Here is a 13,985-nt window from a genome sequence, read left to right on the forward strand (position 1 = left end):
GCCGACGCGCTCAGCTGACGCGGCGCGCGTAATGGGTGGCTGCGCGCTCGACCAGAATGCTTTCGTGCAGCGATTCGAGCGCCATCACACGGATCTTGCCGACGTCTTTCAGCGGCACCATGCGCTCGACATAGACCTCCGGGCCGGCATCGGTCATCGCACGAGACTTACTGAACCCATAAGGCACAACGCCTTTGTCGCCATCTTTGCTGCCACCGACGTACAAAACGATCGACATACCTACACCCTCGTTAACAACTGTGACTACGTTAGTGGCGCGAGCATAACGACCGTGCCGTGAGGAGCTTTCCACGCACGTTAACGCCGGCTGTTTGCGGTTTGGTGACGGCCGCAGGTCTGCTCGATCTGCACGATCGCTTCACCCCGCTTGGCCGTCAAATTGCAGACCGCCGGCTCTCTGACGACACCGCATGGACCTCAAAAGTGGCTACCCGTTCTGGTCGATCCGCAACGGATTGATGCGCGCCTATCCGCGCCTGGAACAAGACGCCCACTGCGAGGTCGCCATCGTCGGTGGCGGCGTCACCGCAGCCCTGATCGCGCACGAACTGCTCAAGCACGGGCACGACGTGGCGGTGGTCGAACAACGCGAGATCGGCTGGGGCAGCACCTCGGCCAGCACCGCCTTGCTGCAATACGAAATCGACACGCCGATGATCGAGTTGGCCAGGCAACACGGCATGCCGGCAGCCGCGCTCGCTTACGGCGCGTGTGCGCAAGCCATCCTCGACCTGCAGGGCCTGTGCAATACGCTGGGCGGCTGCGACTTCACCCGCCAGGACAGCCTGTATTACGCGAGCCGGGCACGCGATGTGAAGGAGTTACGCAGCGAGCTGGAGGCACGCCAGGCGCATGCCTTGCCGGTGGAGTGGATCGAGCGCGCGCCGCTATGGCACAACTACGGCGTACGCTCGGAGGGCGCGCTCCTCAGCCGCCTGGCCGCCAGCGTCGACCCGTACCGGCTGTGCTATCGCCTGTTCGCCGAGTGCGAGCAGTACGGTGCGCGCATCTACGACCGCAGCGCCATCGCCACGATCGACACGTACGCCCAGCATGTCGCATTGCGCACCCAGGACGGTGTCAGCCTGCGCGCGCGCCACGTGATCATGGCTGCCGGTTATGGCAATCAGCAGTGGCTAACGCAACGCGTGGCGCGCAATCGCAGCAGCTACGCATTCGTGACCGACCCCTTGCACGACAGAGAGATGGGTGCGCTCAAGCACACCATGATGTGGGAAACCGCGCGTCCGTATCTGTACTTGCGCAGCACGCCGGATGGGCGCGTGGTGGCAGGTGGCGAAGACGACAACGTCGATCTCCCCGCACGTCGCGATGCGCGCGTCATGCGCAAGCTGAAGACCCTGCTGAAGAAGATCCAGCAGACGATGCCGGATGTGAGCTTGCGCCCGGTGTTTGCCTGGGGCGGCACCTTCGCCGAAACCGCGGACGGGTTGCCGTTCTTCGGCGCCCACGCGCAATACGGGCCGCGCGTATCCTTCGCCATGGCTTACGGCGGCAACGGCATCACCTACAGCGCCATCGGTGCCGGGTTACTGCGCGCGCAACTGGAAGGCAAGCATCATCCGTTGTCAGAGCTGTTCGGTTTCTCGCGACTGGAGTGAAACCACCACGGCCACCAACCGTGGCCATGCATCGCATAGGTGTCGGCAGCCCGCTCCAGCGGGTTGCGCACGTGGATGCCGCCGCACAGGAAGTACACCGGCAAGAACAGCGGCCCGAGCAACATGTATTGGTAGACATGCGCGCGTTCGTGATCGCCCAGCCGCACCGGCGGATGCCGGCAGCGGCCGGCGGCATGCGCATAGGTGCTGCATTGCAGGTCGAGCGAGGCACCTTTCAACAGGATCACGTTGCCCAAGGTCATCGCCCCGCCCGGCCCCCACGGCCAGGCGTGGAAGACCAGTGCAAGCTCATGGCTGGACCAGTGCGGGCGTGCGCCGAAACAGCTGCCCACCGCACCGATCGCCACACCAAGCAAAGTGTTGGGCAGCGTCCACAACGCGCCCAACACCTGCACTGCGGGCCACCCGCGCGGGGCGGACGTCAATCGGCCTGATTGGGGATCAGCAGCCACAGGATCAGATAGACCAGGATGCCCGGGAATGCGGCAGAAGCGATCGACACGATCACGAACAACACGCGCAGCAACGTAGAACTCCAGCCGAGCCGGCGCGCGATGCCGCCGACAACGCCGGCGATCATGCGATCGTTGAGAGAACGGGACAGCGTGGTGCTGGTGGACATGGCAAGGCTCCTGCAAACGTTGCGTGTAGTCTAAAAAGACCGGCGACAGCGTGTGGTGATGGCGACGGCGGCGTGCTTGATGGCAGACGTCTGGATCACGCCGTCGCGCCGCATCAGGCGTTGCCGCCACGCTCCTGCAGCCAGCGATGGATCGCCACCGGCACTTCGCGCTGCGCACGTCCGGAGACGTAGATACCGATATGCCCGCCGCGAAAACTCAGCTCGCTGTAATCGTCGCTGCCGACCAGGCCACGCAGCGCGCGCGAGGCATCGGGTGGCACCAGGTGATCGTGTTCGGCGTAGATGTTCAGCACCGGCATGTCGACGGCCTGCAGATCGACCGCCTGCCCGCCGATGCTCACCTGCCCCGTCACCAGCCCATTGCGCTGATAGAACAGCTTGACGAACTCGCGGAAGGCTTCGCCGGCCAGGTCGGGCGAATCGAAGATCCACTTTTCCATGCGCAGGAAATCTTCCAGCGCCTGCTTGTCGTCGAGGATGTCGAGCAAGCCGACATACTTCTGCAGATTCAGCCGGAACGGCTTGAGCATCAGGTAACTGGCGTTCATCAGATCCGCCGGCACGTTGCCCATCGTGTCGACGAACAGGTCCACATCGACCATGCGCGCCCAGTTGGAGAGCATGTTGTCGGGGGTGTGGAAATCCACCGGCGTGACCATGGTGATCAGGTTGCGCACCTTGGGACGTTGCAAGGCGGCGTAGCACAGCGAGAACGTGCCGCCCTGGCAGATGCCGAGCACATCGACCGCTTCCAAACCTGATTGCGCACGCAAATGGTCTACCGCGCCGTCGATGTAGCGCAGCAGATAATCCTCGAGCGTGAGGTAACGCTCGGAACGGTCCGGGTAGCCCCAGTCCAGCACGTAGACGTCCTGGCCATGACTCAACAGGCCCTTGACCAGCGAGCGGTCGGCTTGCAGGTCTACCATGTATGGGCGATTGACCAGTGCGTAGACGATCAACAGCGGCGTCTTGGCCACCGGCGCCTGTTCGCCGACAAAGCGATACAGCACCACCTTGCCGTCGCGCCAGATTTCTTCGCGCTCGGTGACGCCGTAATCCACGTCTTCCACGCCGGGCAGCAGCTTGAGCCCCTCGCGCAGTTTGCGCTGCATCGACAGGGTTTCCTGCATCAGGTCTTCGGCGCTGAATCCCAACGGGCCTTTCATGCCTGCGCTCCACGTGGCCTGCGTGCGGGCGGCTTGCCGGCGGGCTTGCCAGTGGCTGGCCTGGAGACCGGTTTCGAAGCAGTCGCTTGCTTGGCCGGAGACTTTTTAGCTGCAGTCTTTTTGACGGCGCTCGCTGCAGCCGCTGATTCGGACACTGCGCTCGCCTTGGACGACGACGCACGCTTGGCCGTGGCCGATGCTACCGGATCTGCTGCCGGCGCTGCAGCAGGTTTGCTCGCTGGGCTCGCTGCAGTGCGCAGCATCCGTCGCACCGCGCGCTCCAGCTCGGCGATACGGCGATGGGCGGCATCCATCTCCGACCGGGTCGGCATGCCGAAGCGTTCGCTCAGTTGCTCCACTTCTTCCTGCAGCGCGGCCCGCAGGCGCATATGCGCGTTGGCAAAGCCGCCGTACACCTCTCGGAACCGGTCGGACAACGCAATGTCGGCGTACGACTCTTCGGCCGCTTCGATCCACAGATCGAACAAGGCGCGCGCACTGGTCAGCTGGCTGCCACTGCTTTCATGCTCGCCCAGCTTGGAGGTGAACCGCCCGAACGCCTGCTCGATGGCCGACTTGAGTTGTTCGCCATAGGCCTGCGATTGCGCCTGATAGTCCTGCTGCGCGCGTGCCAGCGTCTGCAGGCGTGCTTGATGATTGCGGTTCAAGCCGAATGCCGGCATCTGCAGCCAGGGCGCGTTTTCCTGCTGCCACTTTTCCAGGCTTTGCGCTGCCTGCTGCAGCCACGGATCGAAGCCGCCCGGGCTTCCGCCGCGCAACGAGCCCAGCGTCCACTGCATCAGTTGCTCGCCCTGCCCTTGCACGGCCTGTCGCCAGGCATCGGAGACTTCGTTGGCCGAGGTATCACGCCCTGCAAACTGCGCGGCCACCTGTTGCATGGTGCCGAACCAGTCGCCGGCCTGATTGCGGAAGCGGTCGATCGCCTCCTGCGCCTGCGGTGCGGCCTGGGTGGGCAACAACTGCGACCACCAGTCCATCGCCTTGCGCCAGTCCTGCGGTGCGTCCGTGCCCGGCCCAATGCCTGGAACCGCGCCCGGCGGCGCAGCGGAGCCGGACTGGCCGTGGCGCATGGCATCTGCCCAGGCGTTCCAGTACTGGCGCGCCTTGTCTTCGTTGCCATTGTCCGAACCGCTGCTTGCCATCATTGCTTCCTGTGCCTGTTCACCGGGCCATCCTACCGCGTGTGTCCCGGCGTGCCGGTCAGGGTTTGGGAATACGCAGCGTCTTGCTGATCATCAGCGAGCCGGAGACCGCAAACAACAGCACCAACGGATGCAGCTGCCACGGCCCGAGCTGCCACTGGCCCCACCACAGGCTCTGACCGATATGCCCACTGCTGGCAGCGATGGCGAGCAGGATCACCAGCAGCAGGCTGCTGGGAATCGGCGTGCCTTCGAAATAAGGCACCTTGTCGGCCTCGCCTGCGATTTCTTCGGCGGTCACGTTGTAACGCGCCAACCGGCTCACGCCGCAGCAGACGAAATAGCTCAGCACCAGCCAGTCCCAGCCGCCGCGCATGCCGCAGGCATAGCCCAGCGCCGCCGGCGCCACGCCGAAGGAGATCACATCGGCCAGCGAATCCAGCTCGCGCCCCAGCGTCGAGGATGCCTTGCGCCAACGCGCCACGTGCCCGTCCAGCGCATCGAACACGAACGCCAGCGGAATCAGCGCCATGCCCAGCAGCAGGTCGCCGCGATGGCCTTCCTGCAGGAAGCGCATCGAGGCAAACACCGCACCGGTGCCGCAGAAGGCGTTGGCCAGGGTGAACCAGTCCGCGAGTTGGAAATCGCGCAGCATCGAGAAATGGCGTTTCATGCGCAGCCTGAGGTGATCGAGGCGCAAAGGGTAACGCGCGCGCGCCACGCAGGCGACCGTTTCGCGGGACTCGGCTAGTCTGACGGCCAGCGTTGCCGCCCTGGCCGCGCACGATTCCCGAGAAGGACACCCGATGCGCAGCATCCTGATCACCGGCGCAGGCAGCGGCATTGGCGCCGGCATCGCCACCGAGCTGGCTGCCGCTGGCCACCATCTGATCGTCAGCGATATGGACCTGGCGGCCGCCGAGCGCACTGCGCGCACTCTGCGCGACGCCGGCGGTTCGGCCGAAGCGCTGGCGCTGGACGTGACTGATGAAGATGGCGTTGTGCGTGCGCTGGCCAGCGCATCGCGCACACCGCAGGTGCTGATCAACAACGCCGGCCTGCAGCACGTGTCCGCGCTGGAAGACTTCCCGATGCAGCGCTGGGCGTTGCTGGTGGAGGTGATGTTGACCGGCGCCGCACGGCTCAGCCGTGCAGTGTTGCCCGGTATGCGTGAAGCTGGCTACGGGCGCATCGTCAACATCGGCAGCATCCACGCGTTGGTGGCCAGCCCGTACAAAAGTGCCTATGTCGCGGCCAAGCATGGCCTGGTCGGGCTGGCCAAGGTCATCGCGCTGGAGACGGCCGATTGCGACATCACCGTCAACACGTTGTGCCCGAGCTATGTGCGCACGCCGTTGGTGGAGCGCCAGATTGCCGACCAGGCACGCACGCGCGGCATCGCCGAGGATGCGGTGATCCGCGATGTGATGCTCAAGCCGATGCCCAAGGGCGCCTTCATCGCGTACGACGAACTGGCCGGCACGGTCGCGTTCCTGATGTCGCATGCCGCGCGCAACATCACCGGCCAGTCGATCGCCATCGATGGCGGCTGGACGGCGCAGTAATCGCAGCTGGCGAAAGTTTCACCAGTCGACTTGACAGCCTTGCGCCGCAAGGCACGTGCACAGTTGTCCACAGACTTGCGCAGGTTTCATCCACAGCGGATGTGGAGAAGTGCTCGGTGCGACAGCTGGGTTCAACGCAGCCTTGATATGGGGTGAAAGCTCCCGCTTGCGCTCGCTAATGGCATTACGCGCTCAGATGCGCGAGTACGTCCACGATTGCATGCGCCCGTCGCGATACGGCATCACGCCATGGAACGGACGCGGGTCGCCGTCGAACACCAGCGGCAGGAAATTGCGGTCGCCTTCCCACATCGGCAGCTGCTCCATGCGATCGAGCGCCACCCACTCCAGCGTGCCTTCAGGGTTCGAGGCCTGCGGCTCGCCTTCGAAGCCATGGATCAGGAAGACAAAGCCCAGCCAGTCTTCGCCGTGCTTGCCGAAGCCGGGCCAACTGATGGTGCCGCGCAATTGCATCTGGCCGCATTCCACGCCCGCTTCTTCGCGGATCTCGCGGCGCATGCCGGCCAGCACGTCTTCGTGCGGTTCCACCTTGCCGCCGAGCCCGTTGTACTTGCCCAGGTGCTGATCGCCGGGGCGGGCATTGCGGTGGATCATCAGGACCTGGCTGCCGTCCGGCGACAACAGGTAGCCAAGTGTGGCGACGATAGGGGTATAGGGCATGGCATGCGATCTGACGCGAAGCACATCAGTATGACCGATGCGCCATCAACAGCGGACGCGTCGTCCACAACGAACTGGCACGGCAGCGACGCGCCCGCTCAACCGATCTGCGAACCGGCGCGCGGCGGTGCAACGTAATCGTGATCCCGGCGCAGCGTGGCGACGCCGTGGCCGCGCTCGGCCAGATAGTCCAGCCACTTGCCCAGGAACGTATTCATGCGCATGCGATGGCTGATCAGCTCGGCCGGCGGCGGGAACATGCCCATCACATCCTGCCAGCGGCGGCCGACATAGCAATGCGTGGTCTCGGCCTGGCGGGCGTCGCGGTACAGCCGCACATAAGCAGAGGGATCGGGTTCGCCGGTCACCGGGTCGCACAGGTCGTAGGTCAGCCGTAGCTCCACCGTGTAGCGGTGGCACTCGATCACGTCCAGACGCAGGTTCAGCCCATCGCCAATCGAAGACACATAGGAGCCGGGAGCGAGGTCGGCCGGCGCGAACAGCCGGGTCAGGTGCTGGAAGTTTTCTGCGTACAAGCCCATCAGCCAGCCAAATCGGCTCAACTTGGGGATGCGTTCGAGTTTGCTCAGTGCTTGCGCCATAAACCGATCCTACACGCTGCGCTGCCGCACGGGCAGCATTGACCACTGCCCATCGGCAGGCCTACTTTATCCGAGCACTGTCCCGCCCGCTTGATTTCGCTTGGCTTGGCAGCAAGCCGTCAGCCGCGTCGCGGCAGCACCCGGATTGTGTGTGAACGCGCCGCCTGCCTGCCCAATCCCGAATCCCGCCCCACCAATCCCGGCCTCAAAACATCTCGCGCTGCAGCCCCAGCGTGGACAATACCTTGCTGGAGATTTCCTCGATCGAGGTATTGGTGGTGCTCAAGGTGGGAATCCGCTCCATCTGGAACATGCGCTCTGCGGTGGCGACTTCACGCCGGCAGGTCTCCGCCGCGCTGTAGCGCGAATTGGCGCGGCGCTCCTGACGGATCTGCTGCAGCCGCTCCGGGTCGATGGTCAGACCGAACAGCTTGCTGCGGTAGTTGCGCAAGCGCGGCGGCAAACGTTCGTTTTCCAGATCTTCTTCGGTCAACGGATAGTTGGCGGCGCGGATGCCGTAATGCAATGCCAGATAGATGCAGGTGGGCGTCTTGCCCGCGCGCGACACTGCGACCAGGATCACATCGGCTTCGTCGTAATTGAGCGCGATGCCGTCGTCGTGGCTCAACGCAAAGTTCATCGCATTGATGCGGCGGTGATAGGTCTCGAAGTCCACCATGCCGTGCGCGCGGCCCACCAGCGAGTGCCGTGGCGCATTGAGCTCGCGCTCCAGCGGCTCGATGAAGGGCGCGAACACATCCAGCATCAACGCGCCGCTTTCGGCCAGGATCATGCTCAATTGTGGGTCGACGCACGAATTGACCACCACCGGGCGCACCTGGTACCGCTCGCCTGCCGCACGAATGCGTAGCGCGGCATCGCGCGCTTTTTCTGCATCGTCAATGAACGACATGCGGTCGGTGACGAAGTTGAATCCACTGAACTGGGTGAGCAGGCTATGCCCAATCGTTTCAGCGGTGATACCGGTTCCATCGGAGACGTAGAACACCGGTCGAATTGTTGACATCAAGGCCACCTCTTTGAACTGGTGTTCAAAACTTACGGGTTCATGCTTGTGCAGATTCCGCTGTGCACTGCATCATAGCGGCTTCTTCCTACGGTCGCGGCCATCCAGCCCGCTCGGGCGATGGCCTTACGGAGCATCGCGCTTGAACGAGAATATCCTGTGGTTGCATGAGCTACGCCTGGTCGATCTGGCCCGCGTAGGCGGTAAAAATTCCTCGCTTGGCGAGATGATTGGCAACCTGGCCGGGCTTGGCGTTTCGGTTCCCGGTGGATATGCGACCACTGCGGAAGCTTTCAAGGACTTCATCGCCCACAACGATCTGTCCAAGCGCATCTTCGACAAGCTGGCCACGCTGGACGTGGAAGATGTCACTGCGCTCACCATCGCCGGCAAGGAGATCCGCGGCTGGGTGATCGATGCGCCGCTGCAGCCAGAACTGGACCGCGACATCCGCACCGCCTACGAACAGCTGTGCGCCGAAAACGGCGGCGGCGAAGTGGCGGTGGCAGTGCGTTCGTCGGCAACGGCCGAAGATCTACCGGACGCCTCGTTCGCCGGTCAGCAGGAAACCTTCCTCAACGTGACCGGCGCCGACGATGTGGTGCACAAGGTCAAGGAAGTGTTCGCCAGCCTCTATAACGACCGCGCGATTGCCTATCGCGTGCATCACGGCTTCAAGCACGAAGACGTGTTTCTCTCGGCCGGCGTGCAGTTGATGGTGCGCTCGGGCGTGGGTGCGGCCGGCGTGCTGTTCACGCTGGACACCGAATCGGGCTTTCGCGATGTGGTGTTCGTCACCTCCAGCTTCGGCCTGGGCGAGATGGTCGTGCAAGGCGCGGTCAACCCGGACGAGTTCTATGTCTACAAGCCCACGCTCAATGCAGGCAAGCCGGCGATCCTGCGTCGCTCGCTCGGCAGCAAGGCGATCCGCATGGTGTATTCGGATGTGCCCGGTGAGCGTGTGCGCACCGAGGACACGCCGGTGGAACTGCGCAACACCTTCTCGATCAGCGATGAAGATGTGCAGGAGCTCTCCAAGCAGGCGCTGGTGATCGAAAAGCATTACGGCCGCCCGATGGATATCGAGTGGGCCAAGGACGGCGTGAGCGGCAAGCTGTTCATCGTGCAGGCGCGCCCTGAGACGGTGAAGTCGCGCAGTCACGCCACCCAGATCGAGCGTTTTTCGCTGGATGCCAAGGACGCCAAGATCCTGGTCGAAGGCCGTGCGGTCGGTGCCAAGATCGGCAGCGGCGTGGCACGCGTGGTGCGCTCGCTGGACGACATGAATCGCGTGCAGGCCGGCGACGTCTTGATTGCCGACATGACCGATCCCGATTGGGAGCCGGTGATGAAGCGCGCCTCGGCGATCGTCACCAACCGCGGCGGCCGCACCTGCCATGCGGCGATCATCGCGCGCGAGCTCGGCGTGCCGGCCGTGGTCGGCTCGGGCAATGCCACCGACATGATCAGCGATGGCCAGGAAGTCACGGTCAGCTGCGCCGAAGGCGATACCGGCTTCATCTACGACGGCCTGCTGCCGTTCGAGCGCACCACCACCGATCTGGGCAACATGCCGCCTGCCCCGCTCAAGATCATGATGAACGTGGCCAACCCGGAACGTGCGTTCGACTTCGGTCAGCTGCCCAACGCCGGCATCGGTCTGGCGCGTCTTGAAATGATCATCGCCGCGCATATCGGCATCCATCCCAATGCGCTGCTGGAATACGACAAGCAGGACGCCGACGTCCGCAAGAAGATCGACGCCAAGACCGCCGGTTACGGCGATCCGGTGAGCTTCTACATCAACCGCCTGGCCGAGGGCATCGCCACACTGACCGCCTCGGTGGCGCCGAACACGGTGATCGTGCGGTTGTCGGACTTCAAGTCCAACGAGTACGCCAACCTGATCGGCGGTTCGCGTTACGAGCCGCATGAAGAAAACCCGATGATCGGCTTCCGCGGCGCCAGCCGTTATGTCGACCCATCCTTCACCAAGGCGTTCGCGCTGGAGTGCAAGGCGGTGCTGAAGGTGCGCAACGAGATGGGCCTGGACAACCTCTGGGTGATGATCCCGTTCGTGCGCACGCTGGAAGAAGGCCGCAAGGTGATCGAGGTGCTGGAGCAGAACGGCCTGAAGAAGGGCGAGAACGGCCTGAAGATCATCATGATGTGCGAGCTGCCGTCCAACGCGCTGCTGGCCGATGAGTTCCTGGAGATCTTCGACGGCTTCTCGATCGGCTCCAACGATCTGACCCAGCTGACCCTGGGCCTGGACCGTGACTCGTCGATCGTGGCGCATCTGTTCGACGAGCGGAATCCGGCGGTCAAGAAGCTGCTGTCGATGGCGATCAAGTCCGCGCGCGCCAAGGGCAAGTACGTCGGTATCTGCGGCCAGGGGCCGTCGGATCACCCGGAACTGGCCGAGTGGCTGATGCAGGAAGGCATCGAGTCGGTGTCGCTGAATCCTGACACCGTGGTCGACACCTGGTTGCGTCTGGCCAAGTTGAAGAGCGAGAGCTGATGGGAATGTTGGGTGCGGTACTGGCGACTGCGGGAGCAGTCGCCGCAAAACCGGCGGCAACCGCAGGAGCCGCTGCTGCAAGACCGGCAGCGGCCTCGGAGCGGGCATTCGATTGGGCCACCATCCCGTGGGCGCAGTACGCGCTCAACTGGGGGTTGGCGCTGCTGATCGTGGTGGTCGGCATGTGGCTGGCCAAGCAGCTCAGCCAGTGGCTGCATCGCGCGCTGACCCGCGCGCGCATCGAGATCACGCTGACCAACTTCCTGCGCAACGTGCTGTATGCGTTGTTGCTGGTGCTGGTGTTCGTGAGCGCGTTGAGCAAGATCGGCGTGCCGCCGACCTCGCTGATTGCGGTGCTGGGTGCGGCTGGTCTGGCGGTCGGCTTGGCGTTGAAGGATTCGCTGTCCAACATCGCCGCGGGCGTGATGCTGATCGTGCTGCGACCGATGCGCGATGGCGACCACGTCGTGATCGCCGGCCAGGAAGGCATCGTGGACGAGATCCGGATCTTCCAGACCCGGCTGCGCTCGTTCGACGAACGCATGATCACCCTGCCCAACAGCACGATCACCACCTCGCCGATCGTCAACTACAGCACCCTGCCCAACCGTCGCCTGGAAGTGACCGTGGGCGTGGGCTACGGCGACGATCTGAAAAAAGCCCAACAGTTGTTGCTGCAGATCGCCAAGGAGAATCCGAACCTGCTGGATTCGCCCGCACCGTTCGTGCAGGTGACCAACCTGGGCGAGAGCACGGTGGATCTGATGTTGTTTGCGTATGCGACCAACGGCAACTTCGGTGCGGCCAAGAGCGCCACGCTGGAGCAGATCCGCAATCAACTGCTGGAAAACGGGCTCAATATCCCGTACCCGCAGCGCGACCTGCATGTGTATCACCACGATGCCGACGGCAAGCCGATCTCGGATCTGTTGCTGAAAGGTATCGCCGACGATGGCGATTTGAGCAAGGGGCCGTCGTTGGCGCGTTGAGTGCGTTTTCGCGTGTAAAGCAATCTGTCATGCAAAAGGCCGCATCCAGTGATGCGGCCTTTTTGTTGTGTGGCGTCTCTGGCGCCTGCTGCATCGAACGGATGAGTCTGAAGATACGCAATTTCCAACTTGCAACGTTCGCTGCACACCAGTCGCAGCACGCCGTCGGCGTGCCGCGAACCAGTGCCGCCCTTATCCCTGCGCGCCACCCTGGTTGGCACCACCCAACACGCCCATGAACTGGCGATAGTGGCGTAGCTCATCAATCGAATCGCGCACGTCGCTCAGCGCGGTATGCGCCGAACTCTTGGCAAACCCATTGGCCACCGTCGGCGCCCAGCGCCGTGCCAGCTCCTTGATGGTGGACACATCGAGGTTGCGGTAGTGGAAGTAGCGCTCCAGGCGCGACATCTGCCGGTGCAGGAAGCGGCGATCCTGGCAGATCGAGTTGCCGCACATCGGCGAGGCGCCGGCGCGGATCCACTCGCCCAGAAATGCCACGGTCTGCGCTTCGGCTTGCGCATGGCTGACCTGGCTGTCGAGCACGCGTTGCCACAGGCCCGAACGACGGTGCTGATTACGGTTCCATTCGTCCATCGCTTCGAGTGTTTCCAGCGGATGGGCGATGGCCAGTTCCGGCCCCTCGGCAAGCACGTTCAACTGCGCATCGGTGACGATGGTGGCGATCTCGATGATGGAATCGCGATCGGTATCCAGCCCGGTCATTTCCAGATCGATCCAGATCAGTCGGTCGTTGCCCGCAAGGTTGTCTGCCATGTCGCCGTCCTGTGGAGGGCCGTCGCCGGCCAGATGCTGAAGGGCGCGCATCATACCGCGGCCGCGCCGCTCAGGGCGCGAGGGGCGGCTTGCCACGCTTGGCCCTGAAGTAATTGGTCAGCCGCAGACTTGCTTCTGCAGCAAGCACCCCGCCGCTGACCTGCACGCGATGATTGTGACGCGGGTCGGCCAACAGGTCGAACACGCTGCCGCAGGCGCCGGTCTTGGGGTCGCTGGCGGCGAACACCACCCGCGCGATACGCGCATGGATCATCGCCATCGCGCACATCGCGCAGGGCTCCAGGGTGACGTACACCGTGCAGCCGATCAGACGGTGATTGGCCAACCGGCGGCCGGCCTCACGCATGGCCATGATCTCGGCATGCGCAGTAGGGTCGTGGCTGGCGATATTGAAGTTCCAGCCTTCGCCCAGCACGTTGCCATCGGCATCGATCAGCAACGCGCCCACCGGGATCTCGTCATAGTCGCGCTCGGCACGCGCGGCCAACTGCAGGGCGCGCTCCATCCATTGCCGGTCGATCAGCGCCTGCGCCGCGTCAAGGGGCGTCTCCACCGATGTGCTCACGCGGCGCTGCCGCCCTGGCGATCCAGGAACGCGGCGAACGCGGCCACGGTGGCTTCGCTGACATGATGCTCGATGCCTTCGGCGTCGCGGCGCGCGGTGGCCTCGTCGATGCCCAAGGCCAGCAGGAAGCGTTCGACGATCTGGTGGCGCTGCCGGCTGGACGCGGCCAGCGCCTCGCCGGCCGGGGTCAGGAACACGCCGCGGTACGGGCGCTGCACCACCCAGCCATCGCGCACCAGCCGCTTGAGCATCTTGGCCACGGTCGGCTGGGCCACGCCCAGGCGCGCGGCGATATCGACCTGGCGCGCTTCGCCACCGTCGACCAGCAGATCGGAAATCAGTTCCACATAGTCCTCGACCAACTCTGCGCGGCGCGCTTCGCGCACCTGACGGAAGCTTTCCATATGCACCTGCGCATCGATCAGCACCGGCGCGGCGGCTTCCTGCTTTTCGCTCTTGCCCACCCTCTTCCTCATCATCGCGTCCGGCGCCAGTGCCGGTGTGCGTAGTGTGAAGCACGCCGCCGATCATTACGATTTAGATTGCCAATGCTCAATAGCATAGCAGTTGCTATATCATCGGTCCGATCCTTCGCCGA

The 13,985-nt window shown here is 64.0% G+C and carries 16 protein-coding genes; 4 read left to right on the forward strand and 12 right to left on the reverse strand.

What is annotated here, in order from left to right; all coding sequences use genetic code 11:
* Positions 1-10: 10 nt before the first annotated feature.
* On the reverse strand, positions 11-238 hold the full coding sequence (locus NYR97_RS20325; RefSeq protein WP_006450935.1) for a hypothetical protein: 228 nt from the start codon (positions 236-238) through the stop codon (positions 11-13).
* 193 nt (positions 239-431) lie between these two features.
* Here NYR97_RS20325 and NYR97_RS20330 point away from each other — a divergent pair, with 193 nt between their 5' ends.
* Positions 432-1,643, forward strand: a complete 1,212-nt coding sequence (locus tag NYR97_RS20330; RefSeq protein ID WP_316695462.1) for an NAD(P)/FAD-dependent oxidoreductase — start codon at positions 432-434, stop codon at positions 1,641-1,643.
* Here the strand turns inward: NYR97_RS20330 and NYR97_RS20335 are convergent.
* The 5 genes from NYR97_RS20335 to NYR97_RS20355 all read right to left on the reverse strand — a co-directional run bounded on the left by NYR97_RS20335 (position 1,601) and on the right by NYR97_RS20355 (position 5,312).
* Complete coding sequence (locus NYR97_RS20335; RefSeq protein ID WP_210763370.1) at positions 1,601-2,089, reverse strand: hypothetical protein; 489 nt, start codon at positions 2,087-2,089, stop codon at positions 1,601-1,603. The genes NYR97_RS20330 and NYR97_RS20335 overlap by 43 nt on opposite strands.
* Entirely contained in the window at positions 2,086-2,286 is a 201-nt protein-coding gene (locus NYR97_RS20340) for a PspC domain-containing protein (RefSeq protein ID WP_006450932.1), read from the reverse strand. The genes NYR97_RS20335 and NYR97_RS20340 overlap by 4 nt, the downstream gene beginning before the upstream one ends.
* Before the next feature lie 113 nt (positions 2,287-2,399).
* A complete protein-coding gene (locus tag NYR97_RS20345; RefSeq protein WP_115040110.1) occupies positions 2,400-3,476 on the reverse strand; it encodes a class III poly(R)-hydroxyalkanoic acid synthase subunit PhaC in 1,077 nt (358 codons plus the stop codon).
* On the reverse strand, positions 3,473-4,642 hold the full coding sequence (phaE, locus tag NYR97_RS20350; RefSeq protein WP_316695464.1) for a class III poly(R)-hydroxyalkanoic acid synthase subunit PhaE: 1,170 nt from the start codon (positions 4,640-4,642) through the stop codon (positions 3,473-3,475). Before phaE ends, NYR97_RS20345 begins: the two co-directional genes overlap by 4 nt.
* Positions 4,643-4,697: 55 nt before the next feature.
* Complete coding sequence (locus NYR97_RS20355; RefSeq protein WP_043909139.1) at positions 4,698-5,312, reverse strand: CDP-alcohol phosphatidyltransferase family protein; 615 nt, start codon at positions 5,310-5,312, stop codon at positions 4,698-4,700.
* A 133-nt stretch (positions 5,313-5,445) separates the two neighbouring features.
* On the opposite strand from NYR97_RS20355, the gene NYR97_RS20360 reads away from it, so the two are divergent.
* A complete protein-coding gene (locus NYR97_RS20360) occupies positions 5,446-6,204 on the forward strand; it encodes a 3-hydroxybutyrate dehydrogenase (RefSeq protein WP_316695468.1) in 759 nt (252 codons plus the stop codon).
* Between the two features lie 192 nt (positions 6,205-6,396).
* Here the strand turns inward: NYR97_RS20360 and NYR97_RS20365 are convergent, their stop codons facing one another.
* From NYR97_RS20365 to ppsR, 3 genes are all read right to left on the reverse strand, one after another.
* On the reverse strand, positions 6,397-6,885 hold the full coding sequence (locus NYR97_RS20365) for an NUDIX hydrolase (protein WP_316695469.1): 489 nt from the start codon (positions 6,883-6,885) through the stop codon (positions 6,397-6,399).
* Positions 6,886-6,983: 98 nt separating this feature from the next.
* The gene (locus NYR97_RS20370; RefSeq protein ID WP_168957677.1) at positions 6,984-7,487 is read right to left on the reverse strand and encodes a DUF1249 domain-containing protein; all 504 of its coding nucleotides are present in this window, start codon (positions 7,485-7,487) and stop codon (positions 6,984-6,986) included.
* A gap of 205 nt (positions 7,488-7,692) precedes the next feature.
* Positions 7,693-8,514 (reverse strand): posphoenolpyruvate synthetase regulatory kinase/phosphorylase PpsR, encoded by an 822-nt coding sequence (gene ppsR / locus NYR97_RS20375; RefSeq protein WP_043889794.1) that lies wholly within the window; start codon positions 8,512-8,514, stop codon positions 7,693-7,695.
* 142 nt (positions 8,515-8,656) lie between these two features.
* On the opposite strand from ppsR, the gene ppsA reads away from it, so the two are divergent.
* Positions 8,657-11,035 carry a phosphoenolpyruvate synthase gene (ppsA, locus tag NYR97_RS20380; RefSeq protein WP_255085371.1) on the forward strand — a complete coding sequence of 793 codons (2,379 nt, stop codon included), beginning with the start codon at positions 8,657-8,659 and terminating at the stop codon, positions 11,033-11,035.
* The gene (locus NYR97_RS20385; protein ID WP_316695470.1) at positions 11,035-12,024 is read left to right on the forward strand and encodes a mechanosensitive ion channel family protein; all 990 of its coding nucleotides are present in this window, start codon (positions 11,035-11,037) and stop codon (positions 12,022-12,024) included. The genes ppsA and NYR97_RS20385 overlap by 1 nt, the downstream gene beginning before the upstream one ends.
* 192 nt (positions 12,025-12,216) lie before the next feature.
* Here the strand turns inward: NYR97_RS20385 and orn are convergent, their stop codons facing one another.
* From orn to mntR, 3 genes are all read right to left on the reverse strand, one after another.
* On the reverse strand, positions 12,217-12,801 hold the full coding sequence (gene orn / locus NYR97_RS20390; protein ID WP_316695472.1) for an oligoribonuclease: 585 nt from the start codon (positions 12,799-12,801) through the stop codon (positions 12,217-12,219).
* Between the two features lie 70 nt (positions 12,802-12,871).
* Positions 12,872-13,387, reverse strand: coding sequence for a tRNA adenosine(34) deaminase TadA (tadA, locus tag NYR97_RS20395; RefSeq protein WP_425613012.1), 516 nt, complete (start codon positions 13,385-13,387; stop codon positions 12,872-12,874).
* A complete protein-coding gene (gene mntR, locus NYR97_RS20400) occupies positions 13,384-13,851 on the reverse strand; it encodes a manganese-binding transcriptional regulator MntR (RefSeq protein ID WP_043909134.1) in 468 nt (155 codons plus the stop codon). Before mntR ends, tadA begins: the two co-directional genes overlap by 4 nt.
* Positions 13,852-13,985: the final 134 nt, after the last annotated feature.

Origin of the sequence: Xanthomonas hydrangeae (assembly GCF_032697525.1) — a bacterium.
In the GTDB taxonomy this organism is placed as follows: Bacteria; Pseudomonadota; Gammaproteobacteria; order Xanthomonadales; family Xanthomonadaceae; genus Xanthomonas; species Xanthomonas hydrangeae.

Excerpts from the sequence above, each read along its gene's own strand:
- NYR97_RS20325 (WP_006450935.1), bottom strand. The coding sequence starts at position 238 with ATGTCGATCGTTTTGTACGTCGGTGGCAGCAAAGATGGCGACAAAGGC.
- NYR97_RS20330 (WP_316695462.1), top strand. The coding sequence starts at position 432 with ATGGACCTCAAAAGTGGCTACCCGTTCTGGTCGATCCGCAACGGATTG.
- NYR97_RS20340 (WP_006450932.1), bottom strand. The coding sequence starts at position 2,286 with ATGTCCACCAGCACCACGCTGTCCCGTTCTCTCAACGATCGCATGATC.
- NYR97_RS20345 (WP_115040110.1), bottom strand. The coding sequence starts at position 3,476 with ATGAAAGGCCCGTTGGGATTCAGCGCCGAAGACCTGATGCAGGAAACC.
- phaE (WP_316695464.1), bottom strand. The coding sequence starts at position 4,642 with ATGATGGCAAGCAGCGGTTCGGACAATGGCAACGAAGACAAGGCGCGC.
- NYR97_RS20355 (WP_043909139.1), bottom strand. The coding sequence starts at position 5,312 with ATGAAACGCCATTTCTCGATGCTGCGCGATTTCCAACTCGCGGACTGG.
- NYR97_RS20360 (WP_316695468.1), top strand. The coding sequence starts at position 5,446 with ATGCGCAGCATCCTGATCACCGGCGCAGGCAGCGGCATTGGCGCCGGC.
- NYR97_RS20365 (WP_316695469.1), bottom strand. The coding sequence starts at position 6,885 with ATGCCCTATACCCCTATCGTCGCCACACTTGGCTACCTGTTGTCGCCG.
- NYR97_RS20370 (WP_168957677.1), bottom strand. The coding sequence starts at position 7,487 with ATGGCGCAAGCACTGAGCAAACTCGAACGCATCCCCAAGTTGAGCCGA.
- ppsR (WP_043889794.1), bottom strand. The coding sequence starts at position 8,514 with ATGTCAACAATTCGACCGGTGTTCTACGTCTCCGATGGAACCGGTATC.
- NYR97_RS20385 (WP_316695470.1), top strand. The coding sequence starts at position 11,035 with ATGGGAATGTTGGGTGCGGTACTGGCGACTGCGGGAGCAGTCGCCGCA.
- orn (WP_316695472.1), bottom strand. The coding sequence starts at position 12,801 with ATGGCAGACAACCTTGCGGGCAACGACCGACTGATCTGGATCGATCTG.